At 59.2% G+C, this 18,462-nt stretch carries 14 protein-coding genes, 1 pseudogene and 1 riboswitch; of the genes and pseudogenes, 5 read left to right on the top strand and 10 right to left on the bottom strand.

Going from position 1 to position 18,462, the window contains the following annotated elements; translation table 11 throughout:
• Nucleotides 1-656 precede the first annotated feature (656 nt).
• Nucleotides 657-3,407: a Ulp1 family isopeptidase gene (locus BM190_RS36500; RefSeq protein ID WP_244550864.1), complete on the top strand. Its 2,751-nt coding sequence runs from the start codon at nucleotides 657-659 to the stop codon at nucleotides 3,405-3,407.
• Between the two features lie 226 nt (nucleotides 3,408-3,633).
• Here the strand turns inward: BM190_RS36500 and BM190_RS36505 are convergent, their stop codons facing one another.
• On the bottom strand, nucleotides 3,634-5,184 hold the full coding sequence (locus BM190_RS36505; protein ID WP_092262336.1) for an acyl-CoA dehydrogenase family protein: 1,551 nt from the start codon (nucleotides 5,182-5,184) through the stop codon (nucleotides 3,634-3,636).
• A 195-nt stretch (nucleotides 5,185-5,379) separates the two neighbouring features.
• Between BM190_RS36505 and BM190_RS36510 the strand changes: the two are divergent.
• Nucleotides 5,380-5,947: pseudogene (locus BM190_RS36510) on the top strand (class I SAM-dependent methyltransferase); the annotation flags it as partial.
• Nucleotides 5,948-6,566: 619 nt separating this feature from the next.
• On the opposite strand, the gene groL reads toward BM190_RS36510, so the two are convergent.
• The 3 genes from groL to BM190_RS41995 form a co-directional block, all read right to left on the bottom strand.
• Nucleotides 6,567-8,207, bottom strand: a complete 1,641-nt coding sequence (groL, locus tag BM190_RS36515) for a chaperonin GroEL (protein WP_092262337.1) — start codon at nucleotides 8,205-8,207, stop codon at nucleotides 6,567-6,569.
• Between the two features lie 84 nt (nucleotides 8,208-8,291).
• On the bottom strand, nucleotides 8,292-8,606 hold the full coding sequence (locus BM190_RS36520; protein ID WP_092262338.1) for a co-chaperone GroES: 315 nt from the start codon (nucleotides 8,604-8,606) through the stop codon (nucleotides 8,292-8,294).
• A 35-nt stretch (nucleotides 8,607-8,641) separates the two neighbouring features.
• Nucleotides 8,642-8,812, bottom strand: coding sequence for a hypothetical protein (locus BM190_RS41995; protein ID WP_092262339.1), 171 nt, complete (start codon nucleotides 8,810-8,812; stop codon nucleotides 8,642-8,644).
• Between the two features lie 1,053 nt (nucleotides 8,813-9,865).
• Here BM190_RS41995 and BM190_RS36530 point away from each other — a divergent pair.
• Both BM190_RS36530 and BM190_RS40055 read left to right on the top strand, forming a co-directional pair.
• On the top strand, nucleotides 9,866-10,513 hold the full coding sequence (locus BM190_RS36530) for an FkbM family methyltransferase (RefSeq protein ID WP_092262373.1): 648 nt from the start codon (nucleotides 9,866-9,868) through the stop codon (nucleotides 10,511-10,513).
• Between the two features lie 514 nt (nucleotides 10,514-11,027).
• Complete coding sequence (locus tag BM190_RS40055) at nucleotides 11,028-11,240, top strand: hypothetical protein (RefSeq protein ID WP_143109165.1); 213 nt, start codon at nucleotides 11,028-11,030, stop codon at nucleotides 11,238-11,240.
• Between the two features lie 13 nt (nucleotides 11,241-11,253).
• On the opposite strand, the gene BM190_RS36535 is transcribed toward BM190_RS40055, so the two are convergent.
• The 5 genes from BM190_RS36535 to BM190_RS36550 all read right to left on the bottom strand — a co-directional run bounded on the left by BM190_RS36535 (nucleotide 11,254) and on the right by BM190_RS36550 (nucleotide 15,224).
• Entirely contained in the window at nucleotides 11,254-11,613 is a 360-nt protein-coding gene (locus BM190_RS36535; protein WP_092262340.1) for a hypothetical protein, read from the bottom strand.
• Between the two features lie 258 nt (nucleotides 11,614-11,871).
• Nucleotides 11,872-13,038, bottom strand: a complete 1,167-nt coding sequence (locus BM190_RS36540; protein WP_092262341.1) for an acyl-CoA dehydrogenase family protein — start codon at nucleotides 13,036-13,038, stop codon at nucleotides 11,872-11,874.
• 90 nt (nucleotides 13,039-13,128) lie between these two features.
• Entirely contained in the window at nucleotides 13,129-13,341 is a 213-nt protein-coding gene (locus BM190_RS40060; RefSeq protein WP_143109166.1) for a hypothetical protein, read from the bottom strand.
• Nucleotides 13,342-13,729: 388 nt separating this feature from the next.
• On the bottom strand, nucleotides 13,730-14,473 hold the full coding sequence (locus BM190_RS36545) for a carbonic anhydrase (RefSeq protein WP_092262342.1): 744 nt from the start codon (nucleotides 14,471-14,473) through the stop codon (nucleotides 13,730-13,732).
• 10 nt (nucleotides 14,474-14,483) lie between these two features.
• On the bottom strand, nucleotides 14,484-15,224 hold the full coding sequence (locus BM190_RS36550; protein ID WP_244550877.1) for a thermonuclease family protein: 741 nt from the start codon (nucleotides 15,222-15,224) through the stop codon (nucleotides 14,484-14,486).
• 355 nt (nucleotides 15,225-15,579) lie between these two features.
• Between BM190_RS36550 and BM190_RS41415 the strand changes: the two genes are divergently transcribed.
• On the top strand, nucleotides 15,580-15,876 hold the full coding sequence (locus tag BM190_RS41415; RefSeq protein ID WP_244550866.1) for a hypothetical protein: 297 nt from the start codon (nucleotides 15,580-15,582) through the stop codon (nucleotides 15,874-15,876).
• Between the two features lie 543 nt (nucleotides 15,877-16,419).
• On the opposite strand, the gene BM190_RS36560 is transcribed toward BM190_RS41415, so the two are convergent.
• A complete protein-coding gene (locus tag BM190_RS36560; RefSeq protein ID WP_244550867.1) occupies nucleotides 16,420-17,202 on the bottom strand; it encodes a nodulate formation efficiency C protein in 783 nt (260 codons plus the stop codon).
• Between the two features lie 956 nt (nucleotides 17,203-18,158).
• A riboswitch (cobalamin riboswitch) is annotated at nucleotides 18,159-18,361 on the top strand.
• The last annotated feature ends 101 nt before the right edge of the window (nucleotides 18,362-18,462 follow it).

Here is an 18,462-nt window from a genome sequence, read left to right on the forward strand (position 1 = left end):
GTTGGCTATTAGCTTGATGTGAAAGACGACGCTCGGTGGTTACATATGATCCCGGTCTCACATCGGAAGCAGCGCGGGCGCGGCGCTGGGCAGGTTGGACGGATCAGACGCTGTCCCTGCCACGCCCGCACTGGTTGAAGTTAGCAGAAACGTGACTCGGCGCCCACGGCCCCACGCATACACGGGGCAAGCGCTGTCCCTGCCACGCGCCGCTAACTTCAACATCACTGTACACGGACTAGCTTTCCGAAAGCTGACGAACCCGACGCGATTCAGAAAACGAGAGCGGTGTGAGCGGTTTGCGGTGGTTCGACGAAAGAACCTGTCAACATTAGATCCTAAGAACACGAACCTTGGACCGCTGGTTTGATCTCTGCGCTGCTGATGAGCTGTCGAGTCGCCTTGATCGCCAGTTTCTCGGCGATCGCTGTACCGTACGCCGCTCATGGCCGCTAAACCGACCGTGCGCATAAGCTTCCGGCTGGGGGAGAAGATCGACCGCGGACAAGTGCGGAGCGCGACAATTAACAGCAGCGGGACAGTTTCGTTTTGCAGATGTGGCAATGCATTGATTCACGACCGACTGCCTCGTCAGAGTCTGGAAAGCCTATTCATCATAGGGTCAGCTCAATTGATTTCTTGCACGTGAGGCTAGCGTGGACCCGTACAATTTCGATTCGTCCAATGTAACAGCTTGGTCCCAGGTACAGCACGCCGTGTTGGAAGAGCACCAAGGGGGCGATGCCGGGCAACAGGGTTTTGAGCTGCACTTGGCCGAGGCGCGCCCAGCTGATCCGGGTCCTCTCTCTGTTGGCGGCCGAAACCACCATCCCCATCTCTCTGCAGAAGATCGGGAGATTATCGATAAGGCGATTGCCCACTATGTGGCTCAGAAAAGCCCAAAACCGAACACGGTTAAGCGATATACTCAGCTGCTTCGCCGACTTGGAAATCATCTTGGCGCTCACCGCCAAACGATTGATCTGGGGGACCACCAGTCGCTGGTCCGCTACGTCAAGACTTACTTCCCGAACAACGAAGACATGAAGAAGGGGCTGAGTGTCCTTCGTGCGTATCGTGATCCGAGCTATGTAGTTTCTGGCGGGCGGCCGCGCACGATCCCCTCAGCCGAAGACGCGCCCCTCTCAGAGCGACTCAATGCCAGTGGCATGACGTCGGGCAGCGCTGCTCGTCATGATCGTAGTCTTCGCAGATTTTCTAACGCTCTTAATGTTGAGGGCTACTCGATATCCGGGCTAGACCACGCCGCGCGCATCGAATTTGCTCAGAAGTTGTTCCCAAAGGACGAGCTGTTATTGTTCGCGTTAACCAAAATTCGCGATGCCGAGCACGTTTCCGGCGCGGCTGCCTCTCGGGAGCCCAGCGGCTATGCTGTCCCGTCGCCTACATTACATCTTTATCCCGATGACGCCCGCATCATTGATGGCCTGGAAAAGGCAGAGCTGAGCGTCCTCAAACCCGAGGAGACTAGCCAGCGAGAAGTTGTTCAAGGTCTGGCCCGCAACCAACGAAGATTTGGTGCTTGGCTCGAAAGGCAGGGGCGGGGGAGCATGGTGAGCCGACTCACCGGCACCAGTAAGCAGCAACAGTCGTTGAACGACGATTACATGGTCTTTAAGAAAGGCACTCGAACAGCGGACATGGGCTTCGATCGGCTTCGGAACTACCTATGGCTCGTCGAGGCGAACGCTGCGCTGGGCGTCTCCCCTGAGCAGGCGGGCGGGGAGCCGCGGCGTGGCGAGTCGAACTGGTCGCCGCACGTGCCGTACGATTTTGAGTCGCGGACGTCGGAAGCGGTGCCAGATGGGTCGTCGGCGGTCTACCGAGGTCTCGAGTCTTTCGTGGATCTGCCGTACACGCCCCAGGAGGTGAGAGACGATGCTCGATCAGCGCCGGGGGGTAGGGCTGCCGCCAGAACGTCGCTCTTGACCATACCATCGGACGCGCCAGCTCAGTCGGCAGACACCTTCGGGGGTCTTCAGTCTTTCGTTGATCTGCCGTACACGACGCACCAATTGCGAGATGATGCGCAGTCAGCGCCGGTGGGTAGGGCTGCCGCCAGTCCGCCGCTCTTCACCGTCCCATTGGACGTGCCTGCTCAATCGGCAGACACCTTCGGGGGACTTCAATCTTTCGTTGATTTGCCGTACGCGCCGCAGCAGATGCGAGACGATGCTCAGTCAGCGGCGGTGGGTGTGACTGCCGCCAGACCGCCGGTCTTCACTGAAGCATCAGACGTGCCAGATCAGTCGTCAGACATCTACCGCAGTCTCAACTCTTTCGTTGATCTGCCGCACACGCAGCAGCAGATGCGAGATGATGCTCAGTCAGCGCCGGTGGGTGGGGCTGCCGCTAGACCGCCGGTCTTCACTGAACCATCAGAGGTGCAGGCTCCGTCTTCAGACATCTACCGCGGTCTCAACTCTTTCGTTGATCTGCCGTACACGCCGCAGCAGATGCATGACGATGCTCAGTCAGCGCCGGTGGTCAGCCTTGCCGGTAAACCCACATCCTCCGTCGGGCGGTCGGGCGTACTTCAGGAGCTTCAGAGCGCCGGATACCGAGTGGACGAGGATTGGCAGGATCGCTCCCAGCCGCTGCCTGATTTCTTGCTTGATGTCCTGGACGACATCGCGGTCCTGCCGACCCAGTTCAGCGGCCCAACCCAGGTCTCCATCAACGGTGAGACCTGCCCGATCACACTGGGGCCGGGAGGAGGTGGCGGTGCGCAATTCATCCATCATCCTCGGCCGTCCGCTGGCCAGGGTACTCAGATCGGCCCCTCGGCTACCGTTGCCTCTTCCGGCGACGGCGGCGGACCCCTACTGGGCCCCATGCAGTGGCTGGGCGACGAGCATATCCAACGGGACTATGAGCTCCTGGCGCAGGAGTTGCAGCAGAACAATCCGGGTCTCGCCGCCCGGGCGCTGTTCGTGGATCCCCTGATAGCCCAAATGTTGCGATCCCCCTCCAAGGAGGTCGCCGAACGAGCATTAGGGTGGGTTCGCGATAATACAGCCGACTTCCTGTTCCTGCCGGTAAGCGATGCCAGCGACACGGATAGATATCGGCGCGGCAGTCACTGGTCGCTGCTGCTGGTTGATCGCCGCGATCGGAGCTGGCCGGTCGCCTATCACTATGACTCCATCCAGGGATATAATAATAGGCCCGCAGCGGAACTTGCAGGACGGCTCGACGCTCACCTGCAACAGGCCCCGATAAGACAGCAGCAGAACGGTTATGACTGCGGCGTCTTTGTCGTGGACGGCACCCGGGAACTGGTTAGGCGATTGGCCGAAAGACGGCCGTACCTAAACCTCAACAATCTTGTAGTCAGTCGGCAAGCACTACGGGACCGACTAGGCGCCGGTGCCGGCTACAACTGAACAGAGCGCGCAACGGAGTGAAATGCGCTCCTCGCCGATCGAAGATCCGCAATCGCTGGTTCGGAGAGCATCATAGTGCCTCGTGAGGAGCTGAGTAAGTTAGGCGCTCATAGCGAAGCCTGCCGGAATTTAGAGGTGACAGTGCTCAGAGATGGTTTCCTTTTCCGCAGTTCCATCGTCGCGCGCGGGACCACCAGGTGGAAAGACGTCCGCCTTCCGCCAGATGTCAGACATACTGCACCAGCCTAAGGTAATCGTCTGTGAGGACAGGTGAGCGAATAGAACAAGCCGCGTCTTGAAGGAAGGTGGTCAGAGTCCGACTAGCCCGATTGCGGGCTTCGACAGATTGCCGTGCCGGCGCGCGATTACGGAGACTTGCTAGTTCGGAACTGACCAAGTCAGCAGCTGCTGCGGTGCAATCTGAGGCAGAGAAGCAACCCGCAGACATGACAGCCTTTGCCAATCCCAATGTGGTGAGCCAACCCGCATAGATCAGCACGGCACCGTCTGTCTCGTTGAGCCCAGAGAGCTCATCAATCGCAGCAGCATGGACTGACGCCGCTCCAACTGACCCAAAGAGATCGGCTATTTCGTCACGCGTGGCTTTAGAGAGGAGGCAGCGGCCGAGATGTGATAGGAGCGCCTCAGTCGGACCTTCGAAGATGCGAAGGATGCGAGCGTCTCGATAGATCTTGGCTAAAGGCGCTCCCTCATCGTAACCACGGCCACCTAACAGCTGGACGCATTGATCAGCGACAAGGCCGCACCATTCCGAGGACAGAACCTTCGTTGCCGACGCAAGGTGGACGTTTGGCGCGCCCTGCCCAGAAACAAGTCGGCAGGATGCGGCCAGCATCGTCTTCACAACCTCCCGCCGCAGCACCATCTGCCCAAATAACTGCTCGATGTAGCTGTTCTCGATCATACGCACTTTGCCGAGCCGACGATGGCTTGCATAAAAGGCTGCGACCTGGATAGCGCGCTCAAGGGCTCCAAGACCCATAGCAGCCACACCGACACGGCCGCGGTTCATACTAGATGCTGCCGCGCCCCAGCCGTCTTGATCGCAAGACAGCACGTAAGATCGCGGCACCTCGACATCCTGGAACTCCAGGGTATTCTGAATGATGCCCCGTAGACCGAGTGTGCGATGCTCGTGCGTGACCTTGAGGCCCGGAGCTTGCCTGTCAACGAGTACACCAACGAGCCGACCTTTCGCATCCGGTCCGGACGCGCGCGCAAAGCAAACGATCCAGCGAGCCCAGTCAGCGAGCCCGATCCAGATCTTGCGACCGGAGATACGAACTTTATCTTCGCGCAGGAGAGCCGAAGCCTCTATGTGCCTCGGGGCCGAGCCGGCTCCAGGCTCCGTCAAAGCGAAAGCGCAGAGATCGCCGCGTGTTGCACCCCGGATAATATCTGTTTGTTCGGGAATGTGCGGTGCCGCTTGGATGCAGGGCAAGGCGAGGAAGTTATGGATGACGAGGGTAGAGGCAGCGGAGACATCGAAGGATGCAGTGGCGGAGATGAGGTTGATGGCCTCCTGCAAGGGAAGAGCTAAGCCGCCGTGCTCTCCTGGTGTGGTGAGCCCGAACAGACCATGCCTGGCCAAAATGCTATGCAGTGTCGGAGGGAATGCTCGGCGGTCATCCGCGTCTGCGAAATTCAACTGACTGAGGTCAGCGATCAAACTGGAGTGTAGTGCAGCCGCACGGCCTTCGGCTGTGCGTTCCTGCGCCTCCGTGAATTTGGCGTAAACCTGAGTATATATGGCCATAAGCCCACAATGAACCTGGTCCCGCTTCGTGCCAATTCATCCCCGTGGCTAGCTCAGTTACACATTGGTATAGTGTGGATGCAAGCTCAGTATAAGCACGTTCTCCGGGACTTAGATTTATTGCGGCCGCTGCGGGGCTCTCATCAAGATGCGCCTTTCGATATGAAACCCATGGGAGGCGCACGCTCGCTTATCCGGCGCAACACCGATCCCCGAATAAGAATCCAGCAGGCCGATGCCTGCGCCTTGCCGCTCGAGGGCAATACGTTCGACGCGCCTTGGCGCTCCTGGTGCTCCACTTTGTTCCCGAAGCGGCCAAGTCAGTCGGCGAGATGAGTCGCGTTGTTCGGTCGGGTGGCGTTGTCGCGGCAACCGTGTGGGACCATCTCGGCGGAATGCCCGCCATGCGCATGATGATCGACACGGTGGCGGCACTCAGCGAAGGCGGGCGCCAGCTGCGCAGTTCTATTGCTTCCAACCGATGATGCAGCCGGGCGAAATGAAGCGGACCTTTTTCGATCAGGGTCTTGTGAACATTACGGAAACTCAGTTGATGATCCGCATGGACTACCAAAGCTTTGAGGACTATTGGGCGCCGATTGCTGCGGGCGAAGGGCCGCTAGGCAAGTATGTGGCGACCCTCGGTGCCGCTGAGCGAGCACGCACCGACGCAGCGGTGCGCGATGCCTACGAAGCCGGCCGGCCCGACGGCCCGAGGTCGTTTGCGAACGTCGCGTGGGCCTGCCGGGGCATTGTTCCCTGAAGCCGGCGGCCAGCGTGGCTTTCTTCGACTTCTCTCGGATCGTCCACGCTGTCGCAAATCATAGGAATGGTGATGCGGCGCCGGCTAATCCCCATTCAACGGCCCCCTTAAGGGAGCGTTTAATTTTGCTGTTCTTTGTCGAAACTTACAATTGAAAAGTCAGGACCGCCTTTTATCGGCGGGCTGCAGTACAAGGTCCGCAAGGGTGATGAAGGACGACGTGAGCATAATAGGTCCGCTTTCGGGTTCATAGCGACCAGGTGAGCGTGTTGAGGCTGACAGCCGAACCATTAAGCAAGCAGGTCGAAACCGGGTAGGCGGCACTGGATATACCGCAGACGAAGCGTTCAAACACTCGGCAGGGGCAGCTTCGTGACACACAAATAAACAGGCCCAATTCCATCGTAGTGCTGGGACCGTTTAACCTTGGCCGGGGGGCGGTCGCCGCCGAAGAAGTCACCGGCAATTTAGGTCTGGGCCCTACCGCCGTTCATATGGATATGCCGAGGGGGTGGACCTCTGGCGCGGCTTGCAAGGGCTACGTTGCAAGCTCGCCCGAAACAAAAACCCTGGCATTCGTGCCAGGGTTTTGCATGTCATTGACCCATGACAGACTGGATCAGAAGTCCATACCGCCCATGCCGGCGCCTGGAGGCATTGCTGGACCAGCCGCGGCCTTCTTGGGCAGCTCGGCGACCATGGCTTCCGTGGTGATCAGCAGCGCCGCCACCGAGGAAGCGTTCTGAACCGCGATGCGCACCACCTTGGTCGGGTCAATGATGCCCTTGGAGACAAGGTTGGTATACTCGCCTGTCTGCGCATCGAAGCCATAAGAGTACTGCTCGTTGTCCAGGACTTTGCCGACCACGATCGAGCCGTCTTCACCGGCGTTGATCGCGATCTGGCGGGCCGGCCAGGACAGCGCCTTGCGCACGATCTCGACGCCGGTCTTCTGGTCGTCGTTCTTGGTGCGCAGGCCCTTGAGCTGCTCGGAGGCACGGAGCAGGGCGACGCCGCCGCCCGGCAGGATGCCTTCTTCCACAGCGGCGCGAGTCGCATGCATCGCGTCATCAACGCGATCCTTGCGCTCCTTCACCTCGACCTCGGTCGCGCCGCCGACCCGGATCACCGCAACGCCGCCCGCGAGCTTGGCCAGACGCTCCTGGAGCTTCTCACGGTCGTAGTCCGAGGTGGTCTCCTCGATCTGCGCCTTGATCTGGATCACGCGCGCCTCGATGTCGGCCTTCTTGCCGGCGCCGTCGACGATCGTGGTGTTCTCCTTGTCGATCATCACCTTCTTGGCGCGACCGAGCATGTTGAGCGTGACGTTCTCGAGCTTGATGCCGAGATCTTCCGAGATCGCCTGGCCGCCGGTCAGGATCGCGATGTCCTGCAGCATGGCCTTGCGGCGATCGCCGAAGCCGGGCGCCTTGACGGCCGCGACCTTCAGGCCGCCGCGCAGGCGGTTCACGACCAGGGTGGCGAGCGCTTCACCTTCGACGTCCTCGGCGACGATGACGAGGGGCTTGCCACTCTGCACCACGGCCTCGAGCAGCGGCAGCAGCTCGTTCAGCGAGGAGAGCTTCTTCTCGTTGATGAGAATGTAGGCGTCGTCCATCTCAACGCGCATCTTGTCGGCGTTGGTGACGAAGTAGGGCGAGATGTAGCCGCGGTCGAACTGCATGCCCTCGACGACGTCGAGCTCGGTCTCGAGCGACTTGGCTTCCTCCACGGTGATGACACCCTCGTTGCCGACCTTCTTCACGGCGTCGGCGAGGAACTTGCCGATCTCGACATCGCCGTTGGCCGAAATGGTGCCGACCTGGGCGATCTCGTCGTTCGAGGTGACCTTCTTGGAGTTCTTCTGGAGGTCCGCAACCACGGCTTCGACCGCGAGATCGATACCGCGCTTTAGGTCCATCGGGTTCATGCCGGCGGCAACCGACTTGGCGCCTTCGCGAACAATCGCGGCGGCCAGAACGGTCGCTGTGGTGGTGCCGTCGCCGGCAGCATCCGCCGCCTTCGAAGCGACTTCGCGCACCATCTGCGCGCCCATGTTCTCGAACTTGTCGTCGAGTTCGATGTCCTTGGCCACGGCAACGCCGTCCTTGGTGATGCGGGGAGCGCCGAACGACTTGTCGAGCACGACGTTTCGGCCCTTAGGACCGAGCGTGACCTGCACGGCATTGGCGAGGATGTCGACGCCGCGCAACATGCGGTCTCGCGCGTCCACTCCGAACTTAACTTCCTTGGCTGTCATAAAGAATTCCCTCAGTACTTATTCTCTCATCCTTCAGCGCGTCCAAGCGGGCGCTCGTCAGGGGCGAGCTGTGCGAGCGCCGGGTTAGGCGGCTTTCTTCTTGGAAAACACATCGGTGAGAACGCCCATGATGTCGCTCTCCTTCATGATCAACAGCTCCTGGCCGTCGATCTTGACTTCGGTGCCCGACCATTTGCCGAACAGCACGCGGTCACCGACCTCGACGTCGATCGGAATCAACTTACCGGCTTCGTCGCGGCCGCCGGGGCCAACAGCGACGACTTCGCCTTGGGAGGGCTTTTCCTTGGCGGTGTCGGGAATGATAATGCCACCAGCGGTCTTCTCATCGGCGTCAATGCGCTTGACCACGACGCGGTCGTGAAGCGGACGGAAATTCATGCATGGCTCCTGAGCGTTTGAACAGTTAGAGATAGTCACCTTGTAACAAGCCAAGTTATAGCAAGGGTCAGGCCAAGAATGAGTTGAACGATCCATGCGTGCAGCTTTTGCTCGGCCGTTTCGGGAATGATAACGGCGCTAACGCTCTTCTCTTGGGCGTCGATGCGCTTGACCAAGACGCGGTCGTGAGGCGGACGGAATTTCATCAAGAACTCCTGAGCTCGAGTTGGAGATAGTCACATTGTGACAAGCCGAATTACAACAAGAGTCAGGCCAAAACGGGCTAAACGATCGAGGCCCGCAGTTCTGCTGAACGTAGCTTGGCCTTGCGTGTCGTTGTCCGGAAGCAAACGCCTTCAGGTGCGCAGCCCGCCAAGCTGTTGCGAAAATGACATTGCGCTTCGCAGAAGCACTCGGATTGAGCCCAGGCTTCCTCAAAATTGCACTGGCGGCCGTTGCATCGATCGAAGCGCCGCGTGTTTCAATGACGACGGCGGGGCGCGGTACATGATTGCTTCCTTGACGGCAGCATCTAGCAGCTGACGCCGGCGAATCTGCGGTACACAAGGCTCATAGATGAGCAGCGCTCAATCAGCCTGACGTAGTCGCAATAATAGCCAACTATCTGGAAAATTCAGGCGATGTTTACTGTAAGAAGCGGCGTGCTCCAAGAGAGACGATCATCGAATTGTCGATGTCCAGCCGTGCCACGGTCGCTCAAACCTGTTGAATTTACCCCAATCAATTGATCGAAGATGATCGCCGCGGAGGTTTGCTTGCGCGCGGCAACCCGAGGAAAAGATCGCCCGGAGCTGCTCGCAAACTGCGTCAGGAATACGAGTGGCCGAGCCTTGGTCGGCAGAACACATTTCGCTCGACTGTGATCCAGCTGATTGGCTATTGCTGTGGATGAGAGATCGCTCTGCCCGGGACACGCTCCTCGGAGAGTAGCCGATACGTGATATTCGAGCGAAGCCGATCTTTCGGCCACTCCGAGAAAAGAACCGCCGAGGACGATCTGGAGGCGCGTCTGTCGACGCTCGCTTGGAATTTGCATTGGATGGCAGTCGCTGTAGCTGTCTGTCCGAGAGGTTCTCCTTTGATATTGATGGCATCTAAATAGCCGCCATGGATCAAGGGGACTGAGCGGCATATGAACGATATACGTTGATATACATTGTGCCGGCGCGTCTGGCGTGTGATTGCGGCTTCGAAGTTCGAAACTCACGCGATCTCCGCGCCAAATGGAAAAAGCACCTGTGTCCACTGTAGAAGTACACCAGCACATCGTCTCACTTCTTCAGAAGCCGAATCCCATCATCCTGGATATCGGATGCAATGACGGGACTGATACGCAACAGTTTCTCGACCTCTGCCCCCAAGCGCAGCTCTACTGCTTTGAGCCAGACCCCAGAGCGATCGCGCGCTTCAAGAAGAAGCTGGGCTCCTCCCTCGACAAGGTGAAGCTGCTTGAAATCGCCATCAGTGATCGAAATGGGATGATCGACTTCCATCCAAGCAATGCAGATGGTGATGCGAAGGAATGGGACCTCTCTGGCTCAATACGCCGCCCGAAGAATCATCTTACTGAGTATGATTGGGTTAGGTTCGATCGCCCCGTCTCGGTTGAAACCCGGCGGCTGGACGACTGGTGCAGCGAAGCGGAGCTGAACACGGTCGATTTCATCTGGATGGATGTCCAGGGAGCCGAAGCGGATGTTATTGCCGGCGGGGCGCAGACCTTAAGTAACACGCGCTTCCTCTACACGGAATATAGCGACCGCGAGCTTTACGAAGGGCAGTTGTCCCTGCAAGCCATTCTTGACCTGTTGCCATCATTCGAAGTGGCGGCCCACTATCCACGCTCAGTGGAGGGGGATGTATTGCTCAAAAATACGCGCTTCTAGTGGCCGGCCCTATCCAGCGCCTCATTCAGCGCTGTAAGACGTGACGAGCGCGGTCTGTGCCAGTCAGAGGCTGTACAACTGGTGATCATTAGGTGGGGGGAGTAGCCGAACGAGCACTCCGGTTTCCTACCGCCGTTGCACACCCACGCATCACGTCGGCGTTGGGCGGGGGGTGGGTTTCTGCCATGTATTTAGAGTGCCGGCACGACCGACGACATCGCGGTCAGCAGGCCGAGCCGTTTCGGATTCTTGAATCAACACTGCCAACCGGCGCCAGAAGCGCTGAATTGTCTGACCGGGCTGCCGCACGGTCTGGCCTTCTAGTAAGCTGGTGCACTGCTTCGATCAATGCCAAAACCAATCGCATCCGTTCTCGCAATTCCCGTTTGTCAACGAGAAAGCGAGCTGAAGCATCTGTTCATTCCGAATCAAGATGGCCGTGACGCGTCGAGCATAACTGCAGCAGCCGATTGTCCGGCAAAGTGTTCCGGACGCGGCGCAGGAGAAGGCGACGGTGATCATCACCGGCCGATCTGACGCCGGATCGGATGAAGATGGTCATCGCAATCGGCGTTACTTGCGTGCTGATCTGCCGCAGGTGGAGCTGGTCATCGATCTGCGAGCACGGCTCTGCCGGTGCGGCTGCGGCGCGATGACGAAGATCGCCGAGGACGTCAGTAAACGCCTCGACGTATATCCCGGCCCAATGGCGCGAAGTTTCTCCTAGCCGCGCCGCCCCACTAGCCGCAATTCCAGATCGGCCCAATCGGCGTCCGCGTCCAACACGGCCCGAAACTGCCGCCATTGTAGCGGCCGCCGCGCAAGTCGGGGTGGCCGAAATAGTGCCACTCGCCATCCCAACCGTAATACTCAGGAACCGGGTCAATATACCAGTGGCGTCGGTTGGGGCGCGAGAGCCGGCCCATCGACTCCTTCTGCTTGTAAAGCGGAATGCTGTCGCTCAGCGGCTGGCGATAGCCGGGCAGGAAGCCGTAACCTTGCCAGATCGGCTTGGGCCCCTTTTGAATTGGCGCAGCTCTCGCTACGAGCGGCAGCAGCGACAGGATGATAGTAGCAGTTAGACACACGAGGCGACACATGGATGAAGAATGATCGCTGGTTGCACGGAGGCCATTGAAATTTGGGTGCACAGTTCAACACAATCTGACGCAGAATTAGAGCGCCCGGGATGCTCCACGGATATGAAGTGGTGTTCTTGAGAAGCGCCTGACTGTAAGGGCCTCTCTCTCGTGCCCTTGAAACAAGGCCGGCAGGCCACTGAGTCTTGCAGCTGCAGGCCACACCAAATCGCAGGTCCGGCAAACGTTGCTGAGGCGTGCGGAATGTGGAGAACGACTTCATGGAAATCCCGGCGGCGCTGCACTTCCGAGCAGGATTCGGCCGGCGCTCTGGAGTGTTCCCTCATTTAAAGCTGCGTGCTGGGCAACCACGAAGCTGTCGCACATAGCCCGCGCCAGATTGCTGGTGGTATAGAGCGAGGCGCTTCCAGCGAGACCGCTTGCAATGTTACAGACGTCAGCGCTCTGCCGCGCGGCGTTCGTCGCGGCGAGTCGCATTAGCGTCGTTGTGCTCGGGTTTACCGCACCCTTAAGCGCTTCCTTCCACAGTTCCTCGGTGGCCTCATAGAAAAAGGAACGAGCGGAACGCAGCATAGCTTCGGCTCTGGCCACCTCCAGCTGGATATAGGCGCGCTCTGCCATTACGGGCGCTCCAGTGATGGAGGCGCGGCTTCCGGCCATCGCGATCACCTCATCCAGCGCGGAGCGCGCGATACCGACGCCGACAATCGCATGCGCCTGCGCAGCGAAGGTCACGGACGGATATCGATAGACCGGCGCGTCGACTGTGGGCGGACCGCCGCGGATCAGGGTCCATTCCTCCGGCACAATGACATCGTTGACAACGACGTCGTGGCTGCCCGTGCCTTGCAGGCCGATGACGTCCCAATTGGGGCGGATTGTCACCTTTTCCGCCGGTATCACTGCTACCCGCGCAAGGCCACCGGTCGGATCGTCTTCTACAGTGATGCCAACTCCTATCAGATCCGCCCCCGGTGAGCCGCTGGCGAATGGCCAGACGCCGTTCACGACGAGCCCATTCGTGCTTCGCCTGGCGGGCTGGAGCGGGAAAAGCGCACCTGCCAACACCACGTCAGGTCCATTCGCGTATACCTTGCGAAGCGTGGCGTCCGGAAGAGCAGCGAGGTAGCGAGCCCCATCGCCAAAGCTGGCGACCCAACCGGCGGAGCCGTCGGCTTCGGAAATGCGCTCGATCAGGCGACAAAAGTCGGCCGGCGCTCGCTCATCGCCGCCGAATCGCTTAGCGGCCAAAGCCCGATAGACGCCAACGCGCTTGAAGGCCGCGATGATCTCGTCTGGAATCTTCTGCGCGCGAGCGAACTCGTCTCGACGCGCGCGGATATCGTCCAGTAACGGCGAAAGATTGTCCCAGGTCGAAGCCGTAGCGTCGGTTTCTGCAGTGATCTTCTCTGGTTGAGCGTTCATAACCTGTCCTCCGTGTCTTGAGCCGGCCGACGCCGCGCTTCATTGATCTGGATTACGCGCGCATGGCGGAGCCGTCCGGATTGACACCCACTAGGAAGGGATCGTCGAAGCCGATTGAAACGGTTGCCCCCATACGTATTGGCTCAAAGCAAAGGTCTTGAGGGTCGGCCAGGCAAACAGAGATGCCGCTGTCGAGCTGTCTTTGAGGCTGAAACGGCAAAGCAGCCGATATGCGGCGGCGAGATGGATCCGCCTCTGCTGCACTATGTCTTCGACGGTTGGCGGCAGCTCTCGCTTTGTCATGTCGTCTCCAACGGACGAAGTGTCACAATTAGGACCCGGCCGCCTCGAACCACGTTGTAAAATCCTGACTGGGCGACCGCGAGGTCCCCCAAACCTGCGGCTCTTTTCCAGCTCCCCAGCAATCGACGTGCCATCCAACTTGGTCTGTCGGCCCCCTCTTAATCGAGCGAGATCACGTGGGGCTTGCACACGCCAGCAGGATGCTCGCGCCTCACGTGTCTGGTTTCAGGCACAAGACGTCACCAACCGAACACGGCGCCGACTGGTCCGCGGTCGAGGTCTACTTCAGTCGTTCTCCTTCTGCAGCTGATGCACGAGCGAACTGCGCGTAACTCGATGGAAGCCTGTAGGCGGCGAGCGAGTAATCGGCCGCGCGCAGGAGACAGCGTCAGCTCAGCAAATCGACCCTGCCGGTGTCGAGCCGATAAAGGCCCCCGACGACCTTCAGTCTGTTCTGCTCAACTGCCGCGTTCAGAATCGGCCCCGTCGATTTGAGTTTGTTGACGTTATCGACCACATTTTGTCGGGTTGCTTCGGCGGATGTGTCACCCGTTTGCTGGCGAGAGGCTTTCACTGCCGGCGCAAGCGCAGCGACGAGGGATGAAATGTGACCCGGCGGCGGCTTATCATCGAGGAGCGACTTGATCGTGGCGTCTATCGCACCGCAATGATCATGGCCAAGTACCAGGATCAGCGGCGTGTTCAGCGCGGCCACCGCATATTCCATACTGGCGAGCGTGTCATCGTTGGCGAAGTTGCCGGCGAGACGGCAGACAAACAGATCACCAAGTCCGCTACCGAAGACAAGTTCAGGGGCCACGCGAGAATCGGCGCAGCTCAGAACCGCGGCATATGGATTTTGCCCATAGACCAAAACCGGGCGCTCGCGCTTGAAATTGTCGCCTCGTGATGCGCCCTGGACATAGCGGTTGTTGCCTTCCATCAGCCGCTTCAGGGCAGCATCCGGGGAGAGCAGGTTATCTAGCTTGGGCGGCGCTTCTGCTTCCTTCCCATCGACAATGTTGTTGCCAAGCCGCAGGCAAGCCGCCGAAACAGCTAACAGCAACAGCGAGCGGCGCGAAGACGCGAACTTAGTCAGATAGGACATATTCGGAGAATGGCCTGCTTGCATGCATCTCACCTCATTGCGCGACTTTACGCCACCCGATGGCTTCGGCTTCCGCTTCGCTACAGAGCCAGCGTTCACCGGGCTTCGTCATGTCGATTTGTTCGTAACTGATTTGCCCGGGCAGGTGATAGATGCGCTCGCCATTGCGGCCCACGGTGCCTTTTATCACACACTCCGACGAGGGCGGGTCCGATAGCAGGGCGGATCCGAGGAGGAGTTCCTGAGCGTCGACCGGAACCGAGCTCGCGCCGATGATGATCGTCGCCTTATTGCGGCGACGCCAGTCCCAGGGGGCGATGAACGCCCCCGACCACAGCCCCGCACAGGTTTTGCTCGCCACAACCTCATAGATGACGTACGGACCCGACGAGAGTGCCCAGCCCGAGCGTACCATCCAGGCGTTCACGTCCTCGCCTTCGATGAAGCAACTGCCCCGTGACCTCCAGTACTCATCAACTCCCGTGGTATGACAATCCCACGTTCGTCCGTTCGAATGCTTGATAAGTTCGTCGCGAGCAGCCACGCCGCACGTCCATTTCCGGCCGTGGGCGTCGAGGCAAATCTGATCAGTCTCAGGAGCCTGGATGCCTGAGAGCCGGATCTTGGTTTGCTCAATCTCAATCGTATTGCCGTCGAGGATGCGCGGAGGGCCGCTGAGCTTCGCCGCGCACGCCGGAGATGTGATAACAGCGAACAATGCGACCATCATTACGCGGTGTTTCATCTCGACAATAACCTTTCGATCTTGATCCATGTTCACGCACGATCCGGCGCGGCCACATTCGACTGCTTAAACGCACTATGTCCGTTATTTGGCCTGCAACCTTCGAAGCCGTGGTTTCCAAGCTACGACCTGACGCTGCGTGAGGTTCAAGAAATATATTCCGGCTTACGTGTCGCGGTATCTCGGGGCGCGCACTGCACCCTCTCGACCCGCGGAGGAGAGTCCCATCACTCAGCCGCGAACCCGGTATGCGGGAGAAAGCCGAACCTCGCACCGCTGTTTCTCGCGCGCTTGAAGAACAAAATTCGGCTGTCAATCTCGAGGATCCAGCGGTCGTCGTGTTCGGACGATCGCGAGTGCATCCTGACGGCATTCGATGCGAGGCGTGAACCACACCATCGTTGCCCCATTGCGGCGCTCGGGCAGTTCGCTCTGGTGCGGTTTAGCCGACTCAAGCTACAAATCAATCTCAACGATCTCACTACACGATGGGAATGAAATGGTTGCAGCCCCGCGGGAATTGCCGGTTTCTTCTTACGCGCTTGAAGTGGATGGCCGAGTCAGAGCCGAATTCGCAACTAGAGACGGCGCCAGGGCGGGTGGAGCAGAACTAAAGAAGCGTTTTCCCATGCTTCAAATCCAGATCTATGACGCGCAGACGAACGCGCGTGAGGAAATTTAGCCCCGACTCAGTCGGTCCTCGATCCCTCGCGCAGGGCGCCTGCGCTCCTCGCCAGGGGAACTCGGAAAAGGGCCGGTGTTCGACAGGTATGCCGGCCGGCTAACATTGCCCCTGTAGCTTTTCGTCGCAGCACTCGATCGTGCCGCCTCGGCGTCGGCGTGCTCACCAGTCAGTCGCGCGATGCATGGCGTGCACTCCGGACCTGGCTTGGGCCCGAGGCATCTCCAGGTCTAGTATCTTGAAGAGTAGCATGGAGAGCTGGTTCTCTCGCAGACTGGTGTTCCTCTCACTGCGTCCGTGCAAATTTCGCCATCTGGCACGCGCCGCTGCGGTCGACGTAGAAAGACTCGAGTAATCGTGCTGCCCGACTTTTCCTGACGGGCTGAAGGCTGCGGGAAAGGCTCGCGACTGTTGCCAGGGCGTAAGCACGGACACTTTAGCGCTGATATGTCTTGCAGTTGCTCTGAGGCAGTCGGCGGTAAAGGAGCTGCGGCGCGATCTTGCTCCCCCGCGACCATTCTACCCAAGGCTTTCGCTCCTCTCTTACTCTTCCCGTTCCTTTGACTCCATACGAGCGAACCAGGAGCCAGGAGGATAGGCTGCGATACGCTTGGCAAAGAAGGATTGCGGCTCCCAATCTTGTCCTTCGCTCTTCTCGAAAGTGATGACCCCGTTGTGTGTAAACAAACGGGGCCCTGGGATATTACAGTTCACCAAAAGGAAAACGCGCCACAGATCACCTTTGTCGGCCGGCTTGTCCTTCTGCTTCGGCAAGTAGTCCACTCCAACAGGCTGAATGATGGTGCAGCGGCCCTGCCGCAGAAGATCGCCGAGCCGGCCTTGCGTGGTCGTCACGAAGTTGAAGTTGCTCGGGTCATGCAGAAAGCGAAGATTTGCGTCCCTTTCGCCATCCTTGACTTCACTGGCGATCAACCAGAGTGCCAGGGCCTGCCAGCCCAATTCCATCGGCTTTGCATAGGTCGATGCAAGTTGAAACGTGCCGTCGAGCGCGATCCTCCAGGTGATAACGTACTGTTCGTCTAATGTATCATCCGGGTGCCTAGTCCACGAAACGAAAACATAGTCGTTTTCGTCAAGTTCAGCGACGCCCCACATTCGAGGGACGAAATGTGCCACCTTCGAGACGTTGGAGATGATTTGCTCTATTGTCTCACCGTCTTGCGCTCGCCACGTCGACTTGAATCTTTCGATATGGGGGCTCTCGATGCCGCGAGCACTGTTGCTCGTCGCAGCCAGCCAGGCCAGGCAGATCAGGGATGAACCGAGACAAAGCCACAACGCGCGTCTTCCAGGCACTTTTCTCATGACTCTGGGCCTATCTGGTTTCATCCCCACGTCATTCTAAGCGGGCAACTTCAATCCTGTTTATGCGCGAGCGCAAGAAGTTAGCGGCGACGCGACGGGGAGACCGATGGTGTCCCGTGCGAGCAGGCGCTCCCCTCTATGTCGCGCGCCGCTAACTTCGCTGCCGGCGACAGCGTCAAGTTGCTGTGCTGGGCATGCCCAGCAGGAGGAGACTGGGCATGCCGAAGCCTTGCATTCCTCGTGCCAGGTAATAGACGGCAATTCGCACCGCTTTTATGTCCTCTTTGTCGGCTTTCCGACTTGCGCACGTCGCGATGTTTCCGTTCAGCGTTATCGAGCGCGGCGGCTTATGCATCCTCGTCACTCACCGAATATTCAACGACGCACCTGAACGCCTCGACGTCAAGTTCCTGATGAGAAGCACGTTCGCCGCCACTTTGCGGCCGAGCGGCTAGAGCGCGTTTGGCGCTTCTTTCGCAACATGCAGCACTCGTGAAGTCGAGAGCCGCCTCCGTCAGGTGCGCTTTTTAGTAGGAGGCCAACGACGCAAAGCCGATCGTCACCGCCGAGCATTTGGATTCTGGCTGGCACCGCGAATCAACGTGCTCGCCAAGTATGTGTCTGGCCGTGCCAGGTGTCTTATTCCTCTTGGCCATGGATCCAGCTGGTCGAGAGGGCGATTGGATGGCCGACGCGCTCGAAGAACCGCTAGGAGCCGCGGCACGCATCAAATGCGTTCTGCTCCAGGGAGCAGTCCCGACTGCGGAAGCCGCATTGGTCCCTTCTACCGATCTCGCGCGCGGTCAGGGGCAACTGCGATTGTCATTACAATATGGCTGAGTGGAGAGCGCTTCTACATCGACTCAACGATAAAGATGCTCGGTCATTCGCGTAGCGGATGTCGCACCACCAGCTTGAGACGTAATCTGAGAGGTTGACGTAAGACTTGTCTTGCCGATAATCCAAGGCGTCGAGGTTCTCCGGTTCTCACTTGATCCGGAGCTAAGAGGGAAGCCGGTGAACATGCCGGCGCTGCCCCCGCAACTGTGAGCGACGAGCCGCTGTCCAACGATGTCACTGAAGCCTGCGAGGCTTCGGGAAGGCCGGACAGCAGCGATGACCCGCGAGCCAGGAGACCTGCCCCGACAATATATCGTCCACGGGCGGGGTGTCCCGGTGGTGCGCTAAGCAGCCGTCGCGCCGCGCGACTTCTCCTGCCTGCGTCCGCCATGGCCTTTGCCCCGAACATGGGGTTTCTGC

The organism is Bradyrhizobium sp. Rc3b (assembly GCF_900114915.1).
GTDB lineage: Bacteria > Pseudomonadota > Alphaproteobacteria > Rhizobiales > Xanthobacteraceae > Bradyrhizobium.